Source organism: Seramator thermalis, from assembly GCF_004138125.1.
Classification (GTDB): Bacteria; Bacteroidota; Bacteroidia; order Bacteroidales; family Dysgonomonadaceae; genus Seramator; species Seramator thermalis.
In genome coordinates this window covers 1-26500 of the sequence record NZ_RXHS01000002.1, presented here as the reverse complement: position 1 = coordinate 26500, position 26500 = coordinate 1, and the positions used below count along the sequence as shown (strand labels likewise).

The following is a 26500-nucleotide window of genomic DNA, read 5'->3' as shown; positions in this document are numbered from 1 at the left end:
TTTCGATTACACAAAATACAGAATTCTTCAGTAGCTCAGTCGGTTAGAGCATCTGACTGTTAATCAGAGGGTCGTTGGTTCAAGTCCAACCTGAAGAGCAAAAAAATCGAAAGGTTCGAATAACAAAAAGAATTCTTCAGTAGCTCAGTCGGTTAGAGCATCTGACTGTTAATCAGAGGGTCGTTGGTTCAAGTCCAACCTGAAGAGCAAAAAAAGCGGGTTTGATACTCGCTTTTTTTGTGTCAAAAACATTCGCATTGCCCATTCGATTATTTAATATTTTCGATAGACAAACTAAACAGGCATTGTTATGAAAAAAATATTGATGGCATACCGATTCAAAGAAGAATACTTGAAAGATTTGGAAGGAAAGTATGAAATAGTTCTTCCTAAAGATAAATCGCATTTCACGCGAAACGAAGTACTCGAAATGATTCCCGAATTCGAAGTCTTAGTTCCCAATTTTGGATTTTATACCGATTCCGAAATTATGGATAAAGGTTCGAAACTTGAGTTGATTTCAAATTTCGGCGTTGGATTCGATAATATTGATGTAGCATACGCCACACAAAAAGGAATTGTCGTAACCAATACACCTCGTTCGACACAAGAGCCTACGGCCGAATTTGCTTTTGCCTTGTTGCTGGCAGCCGGCCGTCGCATTGGGTATTACGATCGCAAACTTCGCACGCCTCAGGGTGTGAGTTGGGGCGTTTATGCCGAATCGGGACTTCCCGTTCATGGTCGAACGCTCGGAATCATCGGAATGGGACGAATCGGGCAGTCTTTGGCTCGCAGAGCTGTCGCTTCGGGGATGAATACCATTTATCACAATAGAAACAGACTGGACGAATCTATTGAAAAATTGTATAATGCTCGATATGTCTCTCTCGAAGCGTTGCTCAAAACCGCCGATTACATTTCACTTAATGCTCCATCAAGTCCCGAAAATTATCATATGATTGGCGAAAAGGAATTTGCGTTGATGAAACCAACTGCCGTCTTTGTGAATACGGCACGAGGTAATTTGGTGGACGAAAAGGCGCTTGCCAATGCCCTGAAAGAGGGGAAAATATGGGCTGCCGGCTTGGATGTGTTCGAAAACGAACCACATATTTTGCCTGATTTGCTTCAGTTGGACAATGTGGTACTCGCTCCTCATGCAGCCACAAAAACCATCGATGATCGACTGAAGATGACGACAGAAATGGTCCAAAATATCGTTGGATTTTATGAGGGAACATTTCCCGTACAAAGGGTGAACTAAGATTCCCATTTTTTTTTTACAGGCATGACAGCACAACTTATAAAAAATGAATTGTTATCGATGGGCAGTCCGCAAAAAGCGGAGCATGCAGCCTATTTCTTTAAAACCGGCAAAGGTCAATATGGCGAAGGTGATCGTTTCATTGGATGTACAGTTCCTGAGACACGAAGCATAGCCAAAACTTATAGAAATATGTCGTTTGACGAGATTGAAAAACTACTCGATGATGAAATGCACGAATGTCGTCTCTGCGGTCTTATCCTACTCGTAGAACAATTCAAAAAGGCGGATGCCGAAAAACAAAAGTCGATTTTCGATTTTTATTGCGATCATATCCATGCGGTGAATAATTGGGATTTGGTAGATTTGTCGGCGCCTTATATTGTGGGCGAATGGTTGTTCGACAAAAACAGAACTGTTTTATATGATCTGGCCGCCGGCAGAAGTCTGTGGAAAGAACGTATCTCTGTTGTTTCGACTTTGGCTTTTATCCGTAAAAACGATTTTGCGGATACTTTACAACTGTCAGTGCAATTTTTCGATCATCGTCACGATTTGATGCACAAGGCTTGTGGATGGATGTTGCGTGAAGTTGGGAAGCGGAATGAACCGGTTTTGACCGAATTTCTCGATCAATATTACCGGCAAATGCCGCGAACCATGCTTCGTTATGCCATCGAGCGGTTTTCGCCCGAAAAGCGAATCGAATATATGAAACGATAATTTGGGGGAAGTCATGCACTATCAATCCTATACACTTTCTAACGGGCTGAGAATCATTCATCAACCTTTTTCATCGAATATTTCGTATTGTGGAATTGTGGTAAATGCCGGATCGCGAGATGAGTATCCGGATGAAATAGGGTTGGCACATTTTGTCGAACACATGTTGTTCAAAGGAACTGAGCACCGTCGGGCATATCATATTGCCAATCGCATGGAAAGCGTTGGCGGCGAAACGAATGCCTATACAACAAAAGAAGAAACCTACATTTACTCCACCTTTCTCGAACCTTATTTTGCCCGCGCCGTTGAGCTGTTGAGCGATGTGGTTTTCCATTCCGAGTTTCGACAGCACGAAATTGAACGCGAGCGTGACGTGGTTCTCGACGAAATTAACTCCTATATCGATACACCATCCGAGCAGATATATGATGATTTCGAAAATCTTGTTTTCGATGGGAATGAACTTGGTCATTACATTCTGGGAACGCCAAAATCTGTTTCTTCATTTGATTCAGCCACTGTCAAACGATTTGTCAATCGGCAATACAGACCCGACCGAATGGTGTTTTTTTCGTTCGGCAGTACCCCTTTCGCCAAAGTGGCCGGATTGGTCGAAAAGTATTTCAGTCAATCATTTGAGGCTCTTCCTTTCAAGGAAAGAATTAAACCGACTAAAAACATTCCCATCCGGAAAATAATTAACAAAAAATCGGCTCAAGCTCATACCATTATCGGACGGCAAACAATCGACATGTTCGATTCGCGATGCTATGCGTTTTATTTGCTCAACCACATTTTAAGTGGAGGCATGAGCAGTCGGTTGAATAATTCGCTTCGCGAAAAAAACGGGTTGGTATATCAGGTGGAATCAAATGTCACTTTCTACACCGATACGGGAGTTTTTTATATTTATTTTGCTTGCGATTCAAAAGATATCGATAGATGCATAGAGTTGATTGATAAGGAATTTACGCGTATTCATCAACAGCCGATTACGGAAAAGCAGCTTCTTTTGGCCAAGCGTCAATTGAAAGGACAATGGGGTATTTCGTCCGAGAATCACGAAAACGTAGCTTTGGCAATGGCCAAAAGTTTCTTGCATTTCAATGATTATCTTTCATTTGAAGAAATGTTTGAGAAGATTGATGCTGTCTCAAGCATAGAAATTCAAACCCTTGTGGATGAATTTCTCGATATTTCGGAGATGTCTCAATTAAACTATTCCTCTCATTTTCGATCGAAGTAAACAGATTGCAATAAATGCTTTTATCAAACTATTAAAAAAACCGTTAAAATTGCATGAAGAAGATTCATCCGTTGAACTTTAAAAAATTTAAACGGTTACAAAATATTTGATCAGCAGAATTGTACCCCAATTCGCTTAAAAAAAAAGCGTTTATTCATATTTATTATTAAAACAAAATCATTAAAAAAAAATCAGAACAATGAAAAAATTGACAGTATCTTTATTAGCACTTATGCTAATTGCGACAATCACCGTAAAAGCACAAGTTTCGTTAAGCGCCAAAGGCGGATTAAACATGTCGAACCTTTATGGTGACGAACTGACGGACGAAAATGTGAAATTCGGATTTAACCTGGGGTTGGCTTTAGACTACGAGTTTCAACCGGCAATGGCGGTTCAGACAGGATTGTTTTTTACCACGAAAGGTTCGAAGGTAACAAGAGAAATTGGTGACCTCAATGGCGATTTCACGCAAACCCTCAACTATTTGCAACTCCCTGTTCATTTCGCTTACAAATATGAAGTAATGCCCGCCACTCGTCTGGTATTTCACGCAGGTCCCTATATTGCTTATGGAGTAGGCGGAAAATCGGAAGTTACTTCGGGCTCAGTTTCAATAACCAACGATAATGTATTCGGGGATGAAAACTATCAGTATAAACCATTCGATGCCGGTTTGGGACTTGGTGTAGGTGCCGAGTTTGGACAATTTTTGCTGGACCTTGGCTGGGATATGGGATTGGTAAATATTTCGAGAATCGATGATGGCAATATTAAAAATCAAAATGCTTACCTTTCGATAGGATATCGATTTAACTAATTATGTCGGAAAATGAATCTTCCAAAAGCGTTTCGGGACATCGGAACGCTTTTTTTGTAAATATTTCCATTGATTTGAAGTTGTTAAAACGGAAAGAATCCTTTATCTTTGTTTTTCAAAAGCCTGCTTTTGAAAATTTACTGCTATTAAAATCATAGATTATGAGTAAAATAACAAGTTTGGTAATCATTCTGACATTGTTTTTAAACATTTCGGCGAAATCGCAAAGTGTGTATGTGGGAATTAAGGGAGGCGGATCATTCACAAGATTGACGAGCAACGATTTATCCGATCTGTCCGGTAAATTCGGAGGAATGGGTGCCTTAACGGTCGATTATGAATTTATCAGCAATATGTCCGTTCAGACCGGTGCCTATTTTTTTATGAAAGGAGCAACATATTCCACTACAAGCGGAGATCAACAATCGGTTCCGGTCGATGCCGACATGTATTATCTGCAATTTCCTTTGCATTTTTCCTACAAAATTCCGATTTCGGGATCAGTCCGTTTCAATGTGAATGCCGGACCTTATGTTGCAGTGGGAATTGCCGGAAAAACCAAAGTGGGTTCGGGCGACAATGTTGTTAAATACGATACATTTTCAGGTGCCGGCGATGTAAACGCAGCAGGCATCGGATTCAGAAACTTCGATGGAGGAATAGGTCTGGGAGCCGGATTAGAGTTCAACAGTTTCACCATCGATGCCGGTTGGGATTTTGGATTGGCCAATATTTCACGAATTGATGGGACTTCAGTGAAAACTCAAAACGGATACGTCGCTATAGGTTTTAATTTTTGAAAAGAATCTTTTTGTAATAAAATCAGAGAAGAAGAGTGCTCCAAATGGGCACTCTTTATTGTTTTAGATAAGATAAAATAGGTATTGGATCTCGACCGCTAATAACGGGCATGGAATTATTATTTTGTGTGAAGCATGAAAAACAAAAAGCAGTTTAAAATTGCGATTGTTTTCCGGCACAAGTTCGGAAACTTACTCTATGTAGGCCACAAGTAAATATTTGCCCCAAGCGAAGTAGCGTTGATTCGAACCAAGTACGACGCAAATACGACGCAAATACGGAGATAGTATGATTCGAACAATGGAGTATTAAAAAGAAGTTTGAAGTGGAGAAATGGGAATTGCAAGTTACGAATTACAAATTGCATTTCTGTTTGTCACTTTTTGTCGGCACAGATATTCATCTGTTCCATTACCAATAATGGCACAAGCAAATATAAATACTTGTAACGAAGTGAATATAACCTCGATGTTATTTATTCAAAATTAAAATTTGTAAATTTTGTAAATATAATAGTATTTTCTGTATATTTGCAGACGTGATTTAAATTAATGTAAAAATGCCACATTCGTTTTCCCCGCGTACTTTTCTCGAAAATTGCCTGTGGCCTAATATTTAATTATATCTGTTATGAAAAAAAAATCGTTTTTTTTATTCTTCCTGCTACTATTATGTGCGGGAGCATCAATTGCTCAAACCCGAGTTTCGGGGAAAGTTATTGATGAAAATGGAGATCCGATAATCGGAGCAACTATCCAGATAAAAGGGACAGGACAAGGAACTGTAACCGATTTAGATGGAAACTTTACACTTTCTGCCCCTGCAGATGGGACGTTAGTGATTTCGTATGTCGGGATGAAAACTCAGGAGGTATCCGTTGCTCCAAATTTACAGATTGTTATGCAATCGGCAAGCGAACTTCTTGAGGAAGTGGTAGTGGTTGGTTACGGAACCCAAAGAAAGGAAAATCTGACAGGAGCAGTATCTTCGGTTGATGTTGCCAAAACACTCAATAGTCGTCCCATTCCGGACGTGGGACGAGGGTTACAGGGATCTACGCCGGGACTATCGGTTATAATTCCAAGTGGAGAGATAGGTTCTGATCCCTTAATAAAAATCCGAGGACAAATCGCTTCTTTCGAAGGAGGATCTAAGCCCTTGATTCTATTGGATAATGTTGAGATTCCAAGCATACAGATAGTAAATCCGAATGACATCGAGTCGATATCGATACTCAAAGATGCTGCATCAGCTTCTATATACGGTGCAAAAGGAGCCTTTGGTGTAGTGCTTATTACAACGAAGAAGGGAGCACAACAAGAACGCGTAGATGTTCAATATTCCTCCAATGTAGCATGGCAGAACATATCGAAACAAATGGAAATGGGACGATTGGACGCTATGGAATATTCTATTTTAGCAGCCCAAAGAGTCGGCTCTACAGTAACCGGCGCTTTTTGGCAGATAACACCTGAAAGTTTTGAAAAATCCCAAAAATGGCATCAAACTTACGGATCAATGGGACCCAATGAACCTATGGTTTATGGGCGAGATTGGTATGTAGATGCAAATAATCGAAAATTAGGGTTAAGGACTTATGATCCTTACGATTATATGATTCGCGAATGGGCACCATCAACTAATCACGACTTGTCGGTAAATGGAAAAAGCGGAAAAACTTCTTACAATATCGGGTTAGGATATTTGTATCAGAACGGTATGATGAAACCCGCTAAGAAAGATGATTTTACTCGATACAACGGAACCCTTAGATTAAATACGGAAATCAACAAATATGTAACCTTGAGAGCCGGAGCGATTTACTCTGATCGAAACAAAAGATATCCCTATGCAACAAATAGCACAACCGCCGATCCGTGGTTATATCTCTATCGTTGGGGGCCTATCCAGCCAATGGGATACGAAAACGGAAATATTATAAGAAGCCCTCATTCTGAAACCATGCAGGCAAATACGGCAAATTTGCAGGACAAATATTACAATGTGAATATAGGTGCCTTAGTTAATTTCACAAAAGACTGGACATTAGACTTTGATTTTACGAATGCGAATCTGACCTTCATAAACAATAGGCCGGGAACTCGTTATACAGCTCTTAACTCCTGGGGAGGTGCAATACCCCTAAACGACGCATCAGGCACAAGAATTTACGTGAACGATAAAGGAGAACAAGTTCCACCTACCACTCAAGGTGCTTTGCCTGCCTATCAACTTGCCCTGGTTGAATATACAGCACATGGAGCAAACCCCGACCATATTTACAGGAATGTACAAAATGCAGTTACAAATACAATGAATGTTTATACCACGTATAACCTTCGATTAAAAGATACCCATGCGTTTAAATTTATGGTGGGAATGAATCGTGTAACGTATGATGCAAAAAATAACTGGTCGCAGATAACGGACCTGGCAGACATCACCGATCCCCAGTTCGGGAAAGCCGTCGGGACACAAACTTCCGGAGGCAATACCTATTGGGACGCACAGCTTGGATTTTTCGGGCGTCTCAATTACGCCTTCAAAGATAAATACCTGTTGGAGGCAAACCTTCGATACGACGGAAGTTCTAAATTTCCTGAAAGATTGTGGTGGCGTTGGTTCCCATCTTTCTCGGCAGGATGGCGGGTGACCGAAGAACCATGGATGCAATGGATAACTCCGGCTGTGACCTCGATGAAAATAAGAGGTTCGTGGGGTATCATAGGAGATCAAACTGTTCCCAACGGTTTATACGTTCCTTCCATGTCAACCAATCAAATCAACTGGCTCGATCCGGGTGGCAAAAAAGTAGTAGCAGTCGGTACCCCCGGTGCTGTTACAAGAGATATCACCTGGCAAGATTTGGAAAGTACGAACTTCGGAGTCGATTTTCGTTTCATCGACAACAGTCTCGGGTTGACTTTCGATTGGTATCGACGTGACACTAAGAACATGATAGTTCCGGGTGAAGGCGTTTCCTTCACCTTTGGAGCAGGTGCACCTAAAGGAAATTTCGGTTCGATGAGAACCGACGGATGGGAAATAGCTCTGGACTACAATCATCGATTTGAAAACGGAATCGGCATCAATATCATGGGTACATTATCCGATGCTGTAACAACCATTTTGAAATATGGTGATACCCAAAGTATTGATGGTTGGTATGTGGGGAAAAAATATGGTGAAATCTGGGGTTATAGAACCGATCGATTATATCAAAAAGAAGATTTTGTTTTGGATGCGGACGGAAATCTACAGAGAATTACCTTAACCGAAAATGAAAGTGAAAAATACAAAGGAAAAGTCGCAAATAAACTATCTGATGCAGACGGAAAACCAATATATCAGGTATTTTTGCAAAATAGTTCCAATTTCTTCTTTGGACCGGGCGATGTGAAGTTTGTCGATTTGAACGGTGATGGCGAAATTGACGCGGGTAGCAGATTATTGGATGATCATGGCGATTTGGAGATTATCGGCAATTCGACACCACGTTATGAATACGGTCTCCGATTAGGAGCCGATTACAAAGGTCTTGATTTATCAGTTTTTCTACAAGGAGTAGGCAGTAGGCAAATATGGGGTGTGGGATTCTTAACTACGCCGGGATTTCAATCGTCTGACGGGGCCATGCCACAGGCAATAGCCGGAGACTTTTGGCGTCCCGACAGAACAGATGCTTTTTATCCTGCTCCTTATAATTTGAATGGAACAAATGAAGCAAATAATATGCAGAAACAATCGAGATATCTGCTGAATATGGCATATTTGCGCGTGAAGAACATTACATTGGGATATTCTCTTCCTCAACAAGTGATCAATCATATTTTGCTTAAACAGGCACGAATCTATGTGTCGTTGGAGAACTTTTTTACCTTCGACAAATTAAGAGGTCTCCCCATTGATCCCGAGGTTATTTCCGGATATTCGATGTTTAACGAAACGAATTATAACTCCGGCCGTACGGGAGTAGGCGCTCCTACTTTCAAAAGCGGATCCATTGGTTTACAAATAACATTTTAACGATATACTACGATGAAAAAAAATATATATTATAGTATTCTATTTTCGGTAGTCCTTTTGCTGGGAAGCTGTTCGGATGTATTGGACAGACCACAGTTGAATGATATGAACGACGATACTTATTGGCGCAACGAGTCCGACTTAAGATTGTTCGCAAACGGTTTCTATATGAACTATTTTGTAGGGTATAATAATACCTGGGGAGTGGCTTATGCTCCTTTAAGAGGATATTATTTTAGTGACGATTTCTCGAATGCCAACGTGCAATCGAATTTTGAGTCGAGTGTACCTTCAAGCAGAGGAAGTACATCTGAAACTCCCGATATGCTCACACAATATGCCGGTCCAACATGGAATTTCGCATGGGTTAGAAAAAGTAACCTGTTTATCGACAGAATTGAAAACGAAGCAAAGCCACTAATCACAGACGAACAATATAAGCATTGGATGGGAGTGGCCCGTTTTTTCAAAGGATTCGAATACCATCGGCTCGTGAGTGTTTTCGGAGATGTACCTTATTACGATAAACTTTTTTCCGAAAAAGATTACGACGAAATGTATAAGGATAGAACACCACGTGGCGAAGTGATGGATAACGTTTACGACGATTTAAAGTATGCTTACGAAAACATTCGTTTGAACGATGGAGACAATGTATTGAACAAGTATATTGCCGCAGGATTCATTACACGCATCATGCTTTTCGAAGGGACATGGCAGAAATATCACAACAATGATGCAGCAAGAGCGCAAAAATATCTGCAATTCGCCATAGAAGCAGGAGACTTTGTGATTAACAGTGGAAAATATGATATCGATACCGATTTCCGTTCACTTTTCGGCTCTCAAGATTTAAAAGGAAATAAAGAGATGTTAATGTATCGCCACTACGATGCTGCACAAAATGTAACCCACCATATTGCTTCTTATTCTAACGGATATGAAGCTCAACCCACTGCACCAAATTTATCGCTGGCTAAAGCTTTCCTTTGCAACGACGGAATGCCATATCAACTTTCTTCGGTTCAATATGCAGATTCATTGAACATCAAAAATATGATCAAAACACGTGACCCGCGTTTTGAAGCAACGTTTCAAGATGTTCCAAAAGTACAATCCTCGACGTTATTATACGCTAGCAAATTTATCGACAGAACAGGTCCCACATTTTGGGATTCTGGTAACATCCCCCCTATGTATGGAAGCAATACCAATACAAACGATGCTCCTGTAATGCGTTATTCGGAAGTGTTACTAAACTGGATTGAAGCGAAAGCAGAATTGGCTACGTTGGGCGGAGGAGCTGTTACACAGGCCGATATTGACAAATCTATTAATAAAATACGGAATCGCCCCTTAGATGCTGTTGCAATAGCTAAAGGGGTGAAAAAAACGGAACCTATGACATTGGCTTCATTACCTGATGATCCGGATCGCGATCCAGACGTACCTGCATTGATCTGGGAAATAAGAAGAGAACGAAGAATGGAATTTGTTTTCGAATATTCGCGCTTGCTTGACATTAAACGCTGGAAAAAAATTCAATACATGAGTGCAACTACACACCCCGACAATTTGTTTGGCCTATGGATAAACATCAAGGAAGAATTACCATCTTTCTTAACTGCCAGCAAAAAAGGAATACTGAAGGTGAGAAAAGCAGATGGAACAATCGTGACTTATGATGGAACTAATGCTGACGAGATGGTGGGCTTTTATATGATTGAAAAAGCTGTCGACAGACAAACTTTTGATGATCGAGTATATCTTGCACCCGTAGGAAAAGCTCAGATCGATCAATACAAAGACAAAGGCTATATTCTCACACAAACCCCCGGGTGGGAATAATTCTGTCAAATACGCAACAAGCAGCCTAAAAACAGGGCTGCTTGTTGTTTTTTCGGAACGATCATTTTGCAGTTTTACACGCATAATCAAAATCCAATTTTCATGAAAAAAATTTCAGTTGTTTTACTTATTTTGCTCACACCAATTTTCGGATTCTCACAAACACAATGGATTCGGGTGAATCAGGTGGGGTATCTACAAAATGATATTAAGGTAGCAGTATGGGTGAGCAAGGAGAAAAAAAACGTCTCACGTTTTGAAGTCATTGATGTTCAAAGCGGGAAAGTGGTTTATTCGGGCAATAAAATCAGGAATATGGGCAAACAACCGGCTTTTGAATCATCGGCTCGTTTGGATTTTTCCGATTTTTCAGCTCCCGGAACTTATTTAATAAAAATAGGCGAAAGAAAATCAGTCCCTTTTAAAATTGGCAACGATATTTATGCCGGAGCATCGGAAATCCCATTGAAGTATATGCGCCAGCAACGTTGCGGCTATAATCCGTTTTTGAGGGATTCCTGTCATGTATATGACGGAATTACGGTAGGCGATCCTGACGGCAAACGTGATGGAAGATATTATGACGTAGTTGGCGGATGGCACGATGCTTCGGATTACTTGCAGTATGTTACCACTTCGGCAAATGCTGTCTATCAACTATTGTTCGCTTACAGTCAATATCCCGATGTATTTGGCGATCATTATCAGGCAAACGGAGACGAGGGGGCAAATGGTATTCCTGATATTTTGGACGAAGCAAAATGGGGACTCGATTGGCTGGTGAAAATGAATCCCGATAAAGATACTTACTTCAATCAGGTGGCCGATGATCGGGATCATGCGGGAATGGTTTTGCCTACCCGGCAAAAGGTGGATTATGGCTGGGGCGCAGGAAAAGAGCGTTCGGTGTATTTTTGCAGTCCGAAACCGCAAGGACTTTTCAACTATAAAAACCGCAGTACAGGATTGGCCTCTACGTTGGGTAAATATGCTTCGTCGTTTACCTTGGGAGCTAAACTTTTAGCACCCTATTATCCCGAATTTTCGGAAATGTTGCTTCAAAAGGCTCAGGATGCTTATTGCAAAGGATCGGAAAATCCGGGAGTTTGTCAGACAGCGCCCGGTGGCGCACCTTATTTTTACGAAGAGGATAACTGGGCTGACGATATGCAGTTGGCTGCTGCCGAAATGTATAACGTTCTCCGGAATAGTGAATACCTGAATCACGCTGTGCATTACGGACGTCTGGAACCTGTAACGCCATGGATGGGTGCCGATTCTGCCCGTCATTATCAATGGTATCCGTTCGTTAACCTTGGAAATTATCACCTGGCACTGCAAAACGATCATCCGGCGGCGAGAACCGAATTTATTCGAAATATACGAACCGGCTTGCAGCGAGTAAAAGACCGTGCCCGGGATCTTGGCGATGCTTTTTTGAATGGCATTCCATTTATCTGGTGCTCAAATAATCTTACCGTGGGATTTATTACTCAGTGCCGCCTTTATCATGAACTTACCGATGACAATACATTTCTTGAAATGGAGACCGCCATGCGCGACTGGCTTTTGGGGTGCAATCCGTGGGGAACTTCCATGATTGTCGGTTATCCCGATGGTGCGGATACCCCCGAAGACCCTCATTCTGCTTTTATGCATTTGCATGGAATGCCGATTACAGGCGGATTGGTTGACGGTCCTATTTACACTTCGATTTTTAATCGTCTAATCGGAATTTATTTGGCCAACGAGGATGAATATGCGCCTTTTCAGTCGGATTATGTGGTTTATCATGATGATTTTGCCGATTATTCTACGAATGAACCGACAATGGATGGCACTGCTTCCCTTTGTTTCTATCTGGGGTACTTAAACTCGCAAGCGAATGTAAATGAAAAAGTTTTGGGTGGCATTGTGCGGGGAAATCCTTCGAAAAAGAAACTGGCACTGATTTTTACTGGACACGAATTTGCCGATGGTGCAGAAGCGATTCGAAATACTTTGAAAAAAAATAAGGTGAAAGCTTCCTTTTTCCTGACAGGAGATTTTTACAGGAAATTTTCCTCTCTTGCCGTAAATTTACAACATGATGGTCATTATCTTGGTCCTCATTCCGATACTCATGTGTTGTATGCCGATTGGGAGAAACGGGATTCGACATTGGTTTCTCGGGATGTATTCGAAAAAGATTTGAAAGACAATTATGCAACAATGGAAAATATCGGGTTAAAAATGGAACAAAAGCGATATTTTGTACCTCCTTACGAATGGTATAACGGGCAAATTAGCAATTGGGCAAAAGCAATGCATGTTCAAATAATAAATTTTACACCGGGAACTACATCCAATGCCGATTACACGACGCCTGACATGAACAACTATCGTTCATCTCAAACTATTTATCGAAATATTCTCGCTTATGAAGAGAAAAATACGCTGAATGGTTTTTTGCTGCTCATGCATATAGGAACGGATCCGAAACGTACTGACAAGTTATACAACCGATTGGATGATCTGATTAAGGAATTGAAACATCGGGGATACGAACTTGTGAGAGTGGAAGAATTGCTAAAGAATTGACAGAATAATGTTTTCTACTACTCCCTGTATTTAATTAACTAAACTGAGTTCACTATAAAACCCGTTACTTCAGACAATTTATAATTTCTCCATTCATATGCAAGATGAACTGAAAAATATTGTAATTTTGTTTGTCTAAAGCAAGGCGAAACTCATACAAATTATCGGCATGGAAAATATATACAAACTATTCGTTGCATCTATTGTCGGATTATTGTTATTTAGTTGTGCAGGAATCAGGACAATAACAATACAAACCAACGAACCCCCTCAAATACCTCTTCCCGAAACCGTGAACAATATTTTGATTATCGACAATGCAGGGAAACAACCCAACGACGTGGGACACACGTGGAAACAAGTTGGAAAAAGCGATGCTGAAAAAGTGGAAGCAAAAACCGACAGCATATCCATCATTTTCACCGAAGCTTTGACACAATTTTTATCGGAGGAAAATTACTTCGATAAAGTGATGATCTATGACAAACCATTACGAACGGATCGCCGTTTTTGGGAAACAATCGGATTAAACCCCGAAACAATGAATGATCTACGCTTGCAGACCGGCGCAGATGCCATCCTTTCACTCGAAAAATTGATGCTTCAGACCGAAAGAAATGATTATTTCAAGCAAGAAGGTTATCCTTATGGAGCTATGGTGGGAAAGATTAATTCTATCATCCGAGTTTATATGCCTACTATGGAAGGAAAACTTCCCGCCGTAGAATTCACAGACAGTTTGAGATGGGAAGGATTCGACATTCAGGACGGGAAAGCCTATGCCGATCTTATTCTCCCTACCCACGAAGAAGCCATGAAAGAACTTGCCTTGTATGCTGCAGAAAAAATGACTTACATATTTGTTCCTCATTGGGAAACTCAAAGCAGGTGGTACTATACGTCAAATCATTCGCTGATGAAAGAGGCCGATGTTTTTGCTCGATCGAACAAATGGCCGGAAGCTATCTCGAAATGGAAAGCCTATTATGACAAGACGAAAAAAAATCCGGATAAGGCTAAAGCGGCCAGCAACATTGCTTTTGCTTATGAAATGCTCGACGACTTGAATTCGGCGCTCGAGTGGATCACTATTTCAAAACAACTGTTTGATCAATCGACAACAAATAATTCGCTCGACCGCAAACGAGCCGAACTTTATAAAAATGAGATACAGAGGAGAAAGGACAACTACGACAAATCGAATGCTATGAAATTGAATTGATTTATCGTACCGTAGTCAATAAACAAGAAAAAATTTCGATACAATTAACCCAACAACCGGAATACTGTTTTTTGCTATTGCTGTAGTATGATCGAAAAGGAAAAAACGTTCGGTTTTGCAAAATATCATTTTCTGAAAAGATTTTTACAGGCAAAATCCAAAAAAAATCATTCTGCGCGTATTGATATTTAAAAAAATATTACCTTTGTGGTAGAATCTTCAAAAACGTATTCGAACATTCTACTGTTCTTGTTTATTTTTTATTCATCACATTTTATAATTAAGTTTATTTATTCAGGTTTGTTAATTTGAGTTCCACCAAACATCACATTCCGTAGATAATTGTCATATAATTTATTATACTAAACCATACAGAGAATTCAATACATTATACATGGCTTATAACATTATCGAGCTTAACGAAAAGCTTACAACAGAATTACGCGCACTCGCCAAAGAAATGGGAATCAGGCGTCCCGACGCTTATAAAAAAGAAGAGCTCATCTACAAAATACTCGATGAGCAAGCGATTGCCGAAACAAAGAAATCGAAACAAAATCAATCAACATCCGTGCCGACACCAACGACAAAGTCGGAAACCAAATCAGAAAAAACAGGAAGAAAACATACGCTTCAAAAACGATCTGTTTCTGAGTCTCCCGCAAAAAATCCTGTCGCGACACAACAAGAATCGGAAAAAGAAATATCGAGCTCCGCTACCGATTTAGCGGAAATTCGCGACGATCAATCAACTCCCGTTCCGGAAAAGGAAGACGCAAAAAAAGATCCGGGTCCACAACCGGAAAACGAAAGTCAGGCAAAAAAAGAAGCAGATCCGAAAACGGAACAAAAGATGGTTACGAAACCAACTCAACTCGTTTTCAGGCCTTCAAAACAGCGAACTGAAGAAAAACAAAATACCCCTCCACCTGTTACTCTTCCTCCGGTTGTAGCCGAAGACAAACCGGAAGAAAACTCGTTAACACCCGAAATAGATGAACTTGCCGCAATAGAGAAACCTTCATTAATGGAATTGGTGACCCCGGCTCCCTTGCAAGCTCGACCTCAACCTGCTGCCCCAAAAAATCAGAATCAAAGCCAACATCAACAAAACAAACCCAATACGACTACTCCGAACGCACCGAAAGATACCGAAAAAGAACCTTTATTCGATTTCGACGGAATTTTGACAGCATCCGGAGTGCTGGAAATTATGCCTGAAGGATATGGTTTTCTGCGTTCTTCGGACTATAACTACATGTCGTCGCCTGACGATATTTACGTATCGCAATCGCAGATTCGCCTTTTCGGGTTGAAGACAGGCGACGTTGTGGAGGGCCCGATCCGTCCGCCAAAAGAAGGTGAAAAATTTTTTCCGCTCGTAAAAGTGGACATGATCAACGGACGCAATCCCGAAGAGGTACGCGACCGAGTTCCTTTTGATCATCTCAAGCCTTTGTTCCCGAACGAAAAATTTAATCTTACAAAAGGGCACAACGACAATCTTTCGTGTAGAATAGTCGATTTGTTTTCTCCTATTGGGAAGGGACAACGTGGGTTGATCGTTGCCCAACCCAAAACCGGTAAAACAATGTTGTTGAAAGATATAGCTAACGCTATTGCCGACAATCACCCCGAAGTATATATGATCATACTGCTCATTGACGAACGACCCGAAGAAGTTACAGACATGGAACGCAGTGTGAACGCGGAAGTAATTGCATCCACCTTTGATGAACCGGCTGATCGCCACGTAAAGATTGCCGAAATCGTGCTCAATAAAGCCCGTCGTCTCGTAGAATGCGGACACGATGTGGTTATCCTGCTCGATTCCATTACCCGATTGGCAAGAGCATACAATACCGTTCAACCGGCATCAGGCAAGGTGCTTTCGGGAGGAGTCGATGCCAATGCCCTCCACAAGCCCAAACGCTTTTTCGGTGCTGCACGAAATATCGAAAATGGTGGTTCTCTCACTATTATTGCTACCGCTCTCACCGACACTGGTTCGAAGATGGACGACGTGATTTTCGAAGAATTCAAAGGAACAGGAAATATGGAATTGCAACTCGATCGCAAACTGTCCAACAAACGCATTTTCCCCGCCGTAGATATCATGGCATCCAGCACACGACGCGACGATCTGCTGCTATCGGAAGATGTGCTGAACAGAATGTGGATTTTACGTAATTTCCTATCCGATATGAATTCGGTTGAAGCTATGGAATTCCTTTTGGGCAGATTGAGACGAACCAAAAACAATGAAGAATTCTTGATATCGATGAACGATTGAATTTATTCGATCCATTCTAAAAAATGCAGAAAGCAGCGATCGACAAAATCGATTGCTGCTTTTTTCTTTGAAATTCAAATCGCGATTAATCCCCGATTTGAAACACCCATTCGGGGTAAACTATATCGTGAAGATATAGCCCATATCCGGGGGCAGATGTTCCTGCCGATCGCCTGTCTTTTGCTTCAATAATCCGTCGGAAATCGTTTTCGTCAAGTCGGCCTCGCCCCACTTCAAGCAATGTCCCCACAATGGCGCGTACCATGTTCCGAAGAAAACGATCGGCAGTGATCGTGAAAACCAAATCGTATTCTCCTACTCGCTCCCAATAAGCATCAGTTATATTACAAAAATTTGTTTTTACATCGGTGTGCAATTTGCTGAAACTGGTAAAATCGGTGTATTCCTTCAAAATTTGTGCGCAGCAATTCATTTTTTCGATATCCGGCGTATAAAAAATTCGATATTTCAGATCGAACAAAAACGGGTCCTTCCGAAGAGTAATAAAATACTTATATGTTCGCGATGAAGCGCTAAATCGGGCGTGAGCGCGAGCATCCACTTCTCGGATAGCGTAAACGGCAATATCTCGAGGTAAAAATCCGTTGAGCTTAAATACTAAATCGTTTGGATCGAAAGCTATGCCGTTCCAATCGAAATGAGCGATCATTTTTCGGGCATGAACACCGGCATCGGTCCGACCGGCACCCACCAAAACAATTTCACCACGCAAAATGATGGACAACGCATTTTGCACCACTTCCTGCACACTTTCTCCGTTGGGTTGAATTTGCCATCCCACATAATCTTTTCCGTTGTATGCAAGAGTGATAAAAAAACGCGACATTGGATGAACGACTAACGAACTGTAATGTGAAAACAGGCTTGTTTTCGCTCATGCTTCACATAGCATCGATTCTGATTTCTCAAATCGAAAAGCACCTGTGCCAAGACGAGTTTCAAACGCTCCGGAGGTAATGATTGAAGCGTATCCGGATCAACGGGATCGAATCGCTTCCATGAAATATCGAAAGTAGTTCCATATCGATGCGACGAGTTTTCGACAGCATTTATATTTTTTTTGGTAAGACCCGCAATATCCTCGTCGGTGCGTGTAACGCTTGTCAGATACAATCGATAAAGCGGCAGATCCTTACTATAAAGAGAATCGCGAAAATTTCGGGAAATTTCGATCAGCAAACTTGCAGCCGAAGGAACCAAAAAAGGGATGGAATGTTTGAGATCGTACATTTTGTAAAGTTCGAGTTCAACAGGCAGTCGCACCAAATCGTTCTTTAACAGCAGAGTATCAACACGACTTTTCAATGGTTCAATTCCGTTGCGGATAGCGGCCTCCAAATGCAGATCAGGTAAATCGTTGAATTCGCGATTGTAGTTTCCGACAAAACGAGCCTTGCGTTCTCTGACGATAGGATCCATTTTAGTCTTGTGCTCATTTTCGGCATTACCTTTTCCACATTCCGTGAAAACAAAGGTCATCGCGATTACTATCAGCCATTGAAAATACTTCATACAATCGGTTTAAGATAGTCTCTATTTATTCATTTCGCGCAAACGAATTTTCGTAACCACCTGTTTTGTATTCAGTGGAAAATCGCCATCCATAATCCATGAATAGTAACTGGGTTCATTTTTGAAAACTTCGGAAACCGGTTTACCCTTGTGTTTTCCGAAATTAAAAACTTCAATACCTTTTTCGTTGAGCACGATTCTCCCGGCAAAATCGACATTGTTATTGAAGCTCGAAAATTCGTTGGACAACTTCTCGATATCATTTTCCAAATCGGGATACCGATCGAGTTGCGATTTCAGAACCTCATATGTTGCAACGGTATCGGCCTCGGCCGAGTGAGCATTTTCGAGCTCCTTATTGCAATAAAATCTGTAAGCGGCCTCGAGCGTACGTTGTTCTTTTTTGTGAAAAATAATTTGCACATCCACAAACTTGCGCTTGCTCATATCGAAATCAATTCCGGCACGCAAAAACTCTTCTGCAAGCAGAGGCACATCGAAACGGCTCGAATTGAAACCTGCCAAATCGCAACCTTCTAATTGATCTGCCAAAGATTTGGCAATTTGCTTAAATGTGGGGCAATCTTTTACATCCTCGTCGGAGATGCCATGAATAGCAGTGGCTTCGGGAGGAATAGGCATTTCGGGATTTATTCTGCGTGATTTAATTTCTTCCTTCCCGTTCGGATAAACTTTCAAGAAAGATATCTCTACAATTCTGTCTCTCGTTATATTGATACCGGTAGTTTCGAGATCAAAAAAAACCAACGGATTTTTAAGATTCAATTTCATTCGTGGATAAAATTTTTCTTCGGCAATCAATCGTTAAGCATCATGGGCATAAGCAATGCAAGCATATCTTCGTTTTCTTCGTTTTCGGCGGGAAAAACGACACCTGCACGCGAAGGATCAGAGAGCTCAATACGAACGTCAGCCGAAGGGATGTTGTTGAGTATATCAATCAAAAATAAAGCCTTAAATCCGATATTGAGCACATTTCCGTGATAAGTGCAAGGAATTGTTTCTTCGGCGGAAGTAAGGAAATCGATATCTTGAGCCGAAACCACAATACTGTCTTCAGAGAATTGCATTTTGATCAGGCCAATAGCCGGATTAGTAAAAACGGCTACGCGCTTTAGGGCATTCAGTAAAGACAAACGATCGATGGTAACACTATTGGGATTGTTTTTGGGAATCACCGAATTATAATTTGGATATCGTCCTTCGGTAAATCGGCATAACATGGTATAATCCTGCATGACAACATAAGCCTGGTCTTCGTCAAATCGTATTTCTATTTCGCCTGTTTCGCGTGGAAGCAGGGCCCTGAGCAGATTCGCCGGTTTTTTGGAAAGAATGAACGAAGATCGACCTTCGCTTTTCACAGCCTTATTAATAAATCGAACCAACTTGTGGCCGTCAGATCCCACAAAGGTCAGACCCTCGGGTGTAAGATCAAAAAAGATACCATTCATGACCGGTCGTAATTCGTCGTCGGCCGTAGCAAAAATCGTTCGATTGATGCCATTGAAAAGATCCTGTGCATTGATACGAAACGTCATTACATTATCGCTCAGTTGTTTAGGCTCAGGATATTCCTCACTTTTCAAACCTATAAAGTTGTATTTACCGTTGTGGTAAAAAATATTTACCTCCAATGTGTCATCGTTTATCTCGAAAGTCAATGGCTGATCCGGCAATTCACGGAGCGGATCGAGTAAGTTTTTGGCATTAATAGCCACACTTCCATCGCTGCCTTCATTCGAAACATCAATCGTTGTCTGAAGGCGGCTTTCGTTATCTGCAGCCGTCAACGACAATGCGTTTCCTTTCAATTCCAGTAAAAAACAATCCAAGATAGAAAGGGTCTTTTTCGAATTGATCACCCTGCTGATTGCCTGCGAATGATTGAGTAAGTTGGAACTTGATACGACAAATTTCATACGATTATGTTTTAATTATTTTTCTTGATCTACGATATGTATGCCAAAGAAAGATTTTTCCTCTATATTAAAAAACACATAATTTGGTAAATGGAAAACTTAATTTTCAGCAAATGATTAATTGAGCAAATTTAGGTAATTTTCTCCAATCAGGCTAATTTTTTGAAGGAGATTGAAGGCAGGAAAAATGATTTTTTTGCAGATGTAGCTTATTTTCGGTTGCGAGGATGATGTTCGATAATTTCCTGACGCAAAAAATTCCGATCGATGTGTGTATAGATTTCGGTCGTGGTAATTTTCTCGTGACCCAGCATTTCCTGTATCACCCGAATGTTAGCCCCTCTTTCGAGCAAATGCGTGGCAAATGAATGACGAAATGTATGCGGACTTATTTCTTTCTTGATTCCCGCCAACTCTGCATATTCTTTGATAAATTGAAATATCATCGAGCGCGAAAGCATCGATCCGGCTGATCGCCCGCGAGTACTTACAAATAATACATCTTCGCTTCCCCTACGGATATTTATCAATTGACGATGCTGCAGATAATTTTTTATCTTTTGAATTGCGGTTTCGGAGATAGGTACCAGACGTTGTTTACTTCCTTTGCCTTCGACACGAATAAATCCTTCGTCGAAATACAAATTTGAAAACTTGAGTGATGTGAGTTCCGAAATACGCAACCCGCAACTGTAAAGCGTTTCGATAATGGCATAATTTCGGGAACCCTCGACAGTAGAAACATCGATCACGCTCAATATCCGATCGATTTCTTCGACAGACAAAACTTGGGGTAGTTTGTATCCTATTTTGGGAGCATCGAGTAGTTCCGACGGATCATGATCAATATACTGATCAAGTAGCATAAACTTAAAAAACGATTTTACGCCTGAAAGAATTCGGGCAACTGACCTCGGCGAGATATTTTGATCGTGAAGAGAAGACAGAAAATCCTGGAGATGTATATACGAAATGTCTCGATAAGACAAATTGTGTTGTGCAACGTAGGTCGAAAATTTATGCAAATCTGTCATGTATGCTTCGATGGTATTTTTTGACAATCCCTTTTCGAGCAGCAAATATCTTTTATATTTTTCTTCAACCCTATTGTCCGGCATTTTTTCTATCGAATTCTATGATTCTTTATCCGTGTGTTCAAGTTGCTCTTTCTCCCATACCCGCGGCATCAAAAAAGCTGAATATATCAGAAAAACCGATGCGATGAGCATCATTAAAAACCAGATATTTTGCCGGCGAAACATAAAATAGATTCCTACAGCCATCAATACGCAAGCATATATCCGAAACATAAACAAACGCTTGCCCCTGATACTTTTGCCCGGATATGGATTTTTGGCCGTGACAGCAGAAAAAATAACAACGCCGACAACCATCATCCAAGTAGCAACTTCAGGCAAAGCCATGTACATAGCAGCAGCAGCCAATATCAACACACACGAAAAGGCGTAAATTATTTCCTTTGATTTTGACATCTATTCTTTTATCTTACCTATTTAAAAATAATACTAACAGATTCAGTATCTATGAATTTATACTCCCGTAAAAACAGACGGAATATTTTGGAACAAAGCATCCGGAGATAAACCTGCAATTATTAAAATGAAAATGCTGCTTTTTCCAAAAAAAAATTTTATTCGATAATAAAAACCTCTTCATTGTCCTTTTTCATAAAATAATTTTCGCGTGCAAATTTTTCCAGATTGTATTTATTGGATTGCAATTCATTCAATTTCAACCGATTTGTATCAGATTGCGCCCGGTAAAATTCTATCTGCGATTTCAAATCTCTGATTTGTCGATCATACTCGATTCTTTTAAAAATACTGTTATCGCTAAAGAGAAAAAGCATAGCTAACAACACCACTATCACTATCCACTGATAGTGATTCATTCCCAACAACCTAAAACGCATTTTCGTTTCTTTTTCCCCCATTTGTCACGTAGTGATATTTGTTATCCTACAAAATTAATCATATTTTTCACTCGTCAGAAATTGCAGACAATTAAATAAAGATATTGATGTTATATTTGTAAAATTACATCAAAAAAACGTACCTTTACGAATTGTTGCAAAAAACCAATTTGAATGAATGTATGACTCGAAAAAATCTTATCGCATTTTTTACAATTTTATTTTGTACGAATCAAGCATTTAGCTGCACCAATTTTTTAATCGGCAAAAAGGCCTCAAAAGATGGTTCAACGATGATTTCTTATGCTGCCGATTCATTTGGACTCTATGGTGAACTGTATCATTGGCCTGCTTCGACACATAGAGAGGGAGAAATGCTCAAAGTTTATGAATGGGATACGGGCAAATATCTGGGGGAAATCCATCAAGTACAACAAACATACAACGTAATCGGGAATATTAACGAATATCAGGTAGCTATCGGAGAAACCACATTCGGCGGACGCGAAGAGCTCGTCGACACAACCGCAATGATCGATTATGGCAGCTTGATTTACATAGCATTGCAACGATCCAGAACTGCTCGCGAAGCTATAAAAGTGATGACGGATCTGGTTGCTCAATACGGCTATTACAGTTCGGGCGAATCGTTTTCGATAGCCGATCCCAACGAAGTATGGATCATGGAAATGATCGGGAAAGGGCCCGGAAACAAAGGAGCGGTTTGGGTTGCCGTCCGCATCCCCGACGACTGCGTCTCAGCACATGCCAACCAGGCACGCATTCAGCAGTTTCCGCTCAACGATCCTCAAAACTGTCTTTACTCTCCCGATGTCATCTCTTTCGCTCGCGAAAAAGGTTATTTCGACGGTAACGACAGCGATTTCAGTTTTTCACGTGCATACGCACCACTCGATTTCGGCGCACAACGATTTTGCGAAGCGCGCGTGTGGTCGTTTTTCAATCATGTGAATAAAGACATGGCACAGTATGTTTCATATGCCAAAGGAGAAACCACAGAACCCATGCCCCTCTACATCAAACCCGATCGGCTGATCTCTGTAGAAGAGGCACAATCCTACATGCGTGATCATTATGAGGGTACCGACCTCGACTGGCGCAACGACCTTGGAGCCGGACCTTTTCAGTGTCCGTATCGGTGGTCACCTTTGACGTGGACTGTCGATTCGATCGAATATTTCAACGAACGCCCCATCGCAACCCAGCAAACCGGATTTTCTTTCGTAGCACAAATGCGATCGTGGCTGCCCAACCAAATTGGCGGAATCTTGTGGTTCGGAGTTGACGACGCCGCTCAAAACGTATATTATCCCGTTTACTGCGGAAACACTTCCGTAGCCGAAGAAATGAGAGTCGGTAATGGCGATTTGCTCACTTTCTCGTGGAATTCGGCTTTTTGGATACACAACTGGGTTTCGAACATGGTTTACGGCAAATACAGTTATATGATTAAAGATGTTGAAAAAGTTCAACGCAAGCTCGAAGAATCTTTTCGTCAGCAACAACCTCAAATCGAAAAAGAGGCCTTGCAACTTTACAAAAAATCGGAGACAGAATCCATTGATTATCTGACCAATTATACCAACGCTCAAATCTCAAACGGTATATCGGAATGGAAAAAACTTGGCGAATACTTGCTCGTAAAATATATTGATGGAGTGGTAAAGAAAGAAGAAAACGATAAATTTAAAAGAAATCCTCACGGATTGCCCGAATTTCCCTCACGACCGGGTTACCCCGAAGAATATCGCCGAGCCGTTATAAGAGAAACGGGCGACCGCTATAAGGTACCTGAAACAACAAAATAAGACATAAGAAATAATCAACTATAATCTTTTTAAAGTTATGGACAACGAAACATTGCTATCACGCGTTACGGCAAGAGCTCAAGAATGGCTCAACGGAAACTACGATGCCGAAACGAAAGCCGAAGTTCAGAAAATGCTCGATGACGAAGATAAGACTACCCTCATCGATGCATTTTATAAAGATTTGGAATTCGGAACCGGCGGTTTGCGCGGAATTATGGGTGCAGGAACCAACCGGATGAATATTTATACCGTTGGTGCAGCCACACAGGGACTAGCTAATTATTTGCTAAAAGAATTCGCCAGCAAACCCGAAATAAAAGTGGTTATCGGACACGATTGCCGAAACAATAGCCGTAAGTTCGCCGAAATATCGGCCGATATTTTCAGCGCCAATGGCATTAAAGTTTATCTTTTCGAAAGCTTGCGACCTACACCCGAGGTGTCTTTCGCCATACGAAAGCTGGGATGTCAAAGCGGAATTATGATCACCGCGTCACATAATCCGAAAGAGTATAACGGCTACAAAGCCTATTGGAACGACGGTGCTCAGGTATTGGCTCCTCACGATCATCAAATCATCGCCGAAGTAAATCGAATCAAATCGAACGACGAAATCAAATTTTCAGGCAAAAAAGAACTGATCGAAACACTCGGCAAGGATATGGACCAAGCGTTCATCGATGAAGTAAAAAAACTGGTTCTTTCCCCCGAAGCCATCGAACATCAAAAAGATTTGAAAATCGTATATACTCCACTTCATGGTACCGGCATCACGATGGTTCCCGACGCATTGAAGGCTATTGGATTTTCGAACATCATTGATGTTCCGGAGCAGAATGTAATCAGCGGCGATTTTCCGACTGTCATCTCACCCAATCCCGAAGAACCTGCCGCCCTCGATTTGGCAATTAAAAAAGGCATAGAAACAGATGCGGATATTATTATGGCAACCGATCCCGATGCCGATCGTATAGGAACCGCAATACGCGATGCCGAAGGCAACTTTATTCTCGTCAATGGCAATCAGACGCTGCTCATTCTTGTATATTACCTGATTACACGGCGACGCCAACTCAACAAGTTATCGTCGAAAGATTACGCCGTGAAAACGATCGTAACCACAGAACTTGCAGCCACAATAGCTAAGCGCAACGGAGTGGAAATTTACGATTGCTACACCGGGTTTAAATGGATTGCTGACGTCATTCGCAAAAACGAAGGGATAAAACAATACATCGGCGGAGGCGAAGAAAGCTATGGATTTTTGGCAGGCGATTTTGTTCGCGACAAAGATTCGATATCGGCTTGCTGTCTATTTGCCGAAGTAGCTGCTTGGGCCAAAGATCAGGGTAAAACGATGTATCAATTATTGCAGGATATTTACGTGGAATACGGCTATTCCAAAGAAGTAAGTGTATCGCTCGTAAGAAAAGGAAAAGAAGGCGCAGATGAAATAGAAGCCATGATGAAAAATTTTCGGAATAATCCTGTAAAAACATTGGCCGGATCGCAGGTTACTTTGATGAAGGATTTTGCAAAACTTGAAGGAATAGATTTTGTTCGCAACGAACATATTTCACTCGAAATGCCTACCACATCAAACGTTTTGCAATATTTCACCGAAGATGGAACCAAACTTTCGATACGTCCATCCGGAACCGAACCAAAGATTAAATTTTACATCGAAGTTCACGATATAGTAAAATCACGTGATGAAATCGCAGTGGCCGAAGAGCGTGCAAACGCCAAAATAGGAGCTATCAGAAAAGAGTTAGGAATTTAAAACAAACAGTATCCAATGAATAAAAAATTAACTATCGCTCTCGTAGCACACGATCGGAGGAAAGCCGACATGGTGGATTGGGTAGTTTACAACTCCGAATTTTTATCACACCACCACTTGGTTTGTACCGGAACTACCGGATCCCTGGTGAAACGCGCCTTATTAAACGAAGGAATCGAACCCGACATCACGTGCATGAATTCGGGACCTATGGGTGGAGATGCAGAAATAGCCGCAATGGTTGTCCGCAAAGAAATCAATCTGGCTGTTTTTCTCATCGACGATTTGAATCCTCAGCCACATGAGGCCGACATCATGATGCTGTTGCGGCAATGTCGCATTCACAATGTGCCCATTGCATGCAATCGCTATAGTGCCGATCTGATGATCACCAGCACATTGTGGGACGACGACTCGTATGTACCGACACCTCCTCGTTACGAAAGATTTGACAGAAAGGCTTATTCGTTCTTGAACAATGTTTCGGAAAGCGATATTTAACGGCTTCTTTGATTAAATAGTAAGCACCCGATTAAATACCCCTTGATTTATTCCTAATAAACTTTGGCGTTTATAATCTTGGTGCAGAGATTCCAAACTTTACCGGTAATCGTTAGCGTATTATTAGCGTATTATTAGATTTCTCT

General features: G+C 41.2%; 20 protein-coding genes and 2 tRNA genes. 15 read left to right on the top strand and 7 right to left on the bottom strand.

What is annotated here, in order from left to right; translation table 11 throughout:
* Positions 1 to 24 precede the first annotated feature (24 nt).
* The 12 genes from EJN84_RS02225 (at position 25) to rho (ending at position 16829) form a co-directional block, all read left to right on the top strand.
* Positions 25 to 98, top strand: a tRNA-Asn gene (locus EJN84_RS02225).
* A gap of 35 nt (positions 99 to 133) precedes the next feature.
* A tRNA-Asn gene (locus tag EJN84_RS02220) sits at positions 134 to 207 on the top strand.
* Positions 208 to 310: 103 nt separating this feature from the next.
* A complete protein-coding gene (locus EJN84_RS02215; protein WP_129593908.1) occupies positions 311 to 1267 on the top strand; it encodes an NAD(P)-dependent oxidoreductase in 957 nt (318 codons plus the stop codon).
* Between the two features lie 24 nt (positions 1268 to 1291).
* A complete protein-coding gene (locus EJN84_RS02210) occupies positions 1292 to 1990 on the top strand; it encodes a DNA alkylation repair protein (RefSeq protein WP_129593907.1) in 699 nt (232 codons plus the stop codon).
* Positions 1991 to 2003: 13 nt separating this feature from the next.
* Entirely contained in the window at positions 2004 to 3239 is a 1236-nt protein-coding gene (locus EJN84_RS02205; protein WP_129593906.1) for a M16 family metallopeptidase, read from the top strand.
* Between the two features lie 199 nt (positions 3240 to 3438).
* Entirely contained in the window at positions 3439 to 4059 is a 621-nt protein-coding gene (locus tag EJN84_RS02200) for a porin family protein (RefSeq protein WP_129593905.1), read from the top strand.
* Positions 4060 to 4220: 161 nt separating this feature from the next.
* Positions 4221 to 4859 (top strand): porin family protein, encoded by a 639-nt coding sequence (locus EJN84_RS02195; RefSeq protein WP_129593904.1) that lies wholly within the window; start codon positions 4221 to 4223, stop codon positions 4857 to 4859.
* A gap of 631 nt (positions 4860 to 5490) precedes the next feature.
* Positions 5491 to 8886: a SusC/RagA family TonB-linked outer membrane protein gene (locus EJN84_RS02190; RefSeq protein ID WP_129593903.1), complete on the top strand. Its 3396-nt coding sequence runs from the start codon at positions 5491 to 5493 to the stop codon at positions 8884 to 8886.
* A 12-nt stretch (positions 8887 to 8898) separates the two neighbouring features.
* On the top strand, positions 8899 to 10734 hold the full coding sequence (locus tag EJN84_RS02185; protein ID WP_129593902.1) for a RagB/SusD family nutrient uptake outer membrane protein: 1836 nt from the start codon (positions 8899 to 8901) through the stop codon (positions 10732 to 10734).
* A gap of 102 nt (positions 10735 to 10836) precedes the next feature.
* Positions 10837 to 13314 (top strand): glycoside hydrolase family 9 protein, encoded by a 2478-nt coding sequence (locus EJN84_RS02180; protein WP_129593901.1) that lies wholly within the window; start codon positions 10837 to 10839, stop codon positions 13312 to 13314.
* A 169-nt stretch (positions 13315 to 13483) separates the two neighbouring features.
* A complete protein-coding gene (locus EJN84_RS02175; protein ID WP_129593900.1) occupies positions 13484 to 14536 on the top strand; it encodes a DUF6340 family protein in 1053 nt (350 codons plus the stop codon).
* A 394-nt stretch (positions 14537 to 14930) separates the two neighbouring features.
* Positions 14931 to 16829, top strand: a complete 1899-nt coding sequence (gene rho / locus EJN84_RS02170; protein WP_129593899.1) for a transcription termination factor Rho — start codon at positions 14931 to 14933, stop codon at positions 16827 to 16829.
* Between the two features lie 85 nt (positions 16830 to 16914).
* On the opposite strand, the gene truA is transcribed toward rho, so the two are convergent.
* The 7 genes from truA to EJN84_RS02135 all read right to left on the bottom strand — a co-directional run bounded on the left by truA (position 16915) and on the right by EJN84_RS02135 (position 22259).
* Positions 16915 to 17676, bottom strand: coding sequence for a tRNA pseudouridine(38-40) synthase TruA (gene truA / locus EJN84_RS02165; RefSeq protein ID WP_129593898.1), 762 nt, complete (start codon positions 17674 to 17676; stop codon positions 16915 to 16917).
* Between the two features lie 11 nt (positions 17677 to 17687).
* A complete protein-coding gene (locus EJN84_RS02160; protein ID WP_129593897.1) occupies positions 17688 to 18362 on the bottom strand; it encodes a DUF5715 family protein in 675 nt (224 codons plus the stop codon).
* 21 nt (positions 18363 to 18383) lie between these two features.
* Complete coding sequence (locus EJN84_RS02155) at positions 18384 to 19154, bottom strand: 3'-5' exonuclease (RefSeq protein ID WP_101487404.1); 771 nt, start codon at positions 19152 to 19154, stop codon at positions 18384 to 18386.
* Positions 19155 to 19180: 26 nt separating this feature from the next.
* Entirely contained in the window at positions 19181 to 20305 is a 1125-nt protein-coding gene (gene dnaN, locus EJN84_RS02150; protein WP_129593896.1) for a DNA polymerase III subunit beta, read from the bottom strand.
* 209 nt (positions 20306 to 20514) lie between these two features.
* Positions 20515 to 21423 carry a site-specific tyrosine recombinase XerD gene (xerD, locus tag EJN84_RS02145; RefSeq protein ID WP_129593895.1) on the bottom strand — a complete coding sequence of 303 codons (909 nt, stop codon included), beginning with the start codon at positions 21421 to 21423 and terminating at the stop codon, positions 20515 to 20517.
* A 15-nt stretch (positions 21424 to 21438) separates the two neighbouring features.
* Positions 21439 to 21798, bottom strand: coding sequence for a hypothetical protein (locus tag EJN84_RS02140; RefSeq protein WP_129593894.1), 360 nt, complete (start codon positions 21796 to 21798; stop codon positions 21439 to 21441).
* Between the two features lie 158 nt (positions 21799 to 21956).
* Positions 21957 to 22259 (bottom strand): FtsB family cell division protein, encoded by a 303-nt coding sequence (locus tag EJN84_RS02135; protein WP_129593893.1) that lies wholly within the window; start codon positions 22257 to 22259, stop codon positions 21957 to 21959.
* Between the two features lie 161 nt (positions 22260 to 22420).
* On the opposite strand from EJN84_RS02135, the gene EJN84_RS02130 reads away from it, so the two are divergent.
* From EJN84_RS02130 to EJN84_RS02120, 3 genes are read left to right on the top strand one after another with little or no spacing between them, the layout of a single operon-like run.
* The gene (locus EJN84_RS02130; protein WP_129593892.1) at positions 22421 to 24067 is read left to right on the top strand and encodes a dipeptidase; all 1647 of its coding nucleotides are present in this window, start codon (positions 22421 to 22423) and stop codon (positions 24065 to 24067) included.
* A 37-nt stretch (positions 24068 to 24104) separates the two neighbouring features.
* Positions 24105 to 25853, top strand: coding sequence for a phospho-sugar mutase (locus EJN84_RS02125; protein ID WP_129593891.1), 1749 nt, complete (start codon positions 24105 to 24107; stop codon positions 25851 to 25853).
* Positions 25854 to 25868: 15 nt separating this feature from the next.
* The gene (locus EJN84_RS02120) at positions 25869 to 26354 is read left to right on the top strand and encodes a methylglyoxal synthase (RefSeq protein WP_129593890.1); all 486 of its coding nucleotides are present in this window, start codon (positions 25869 to 25871) and stop codon (positions 26352 to 26354) included.
* Positions 26355 to 26500 lie beyond the last annotated feature (146 nt).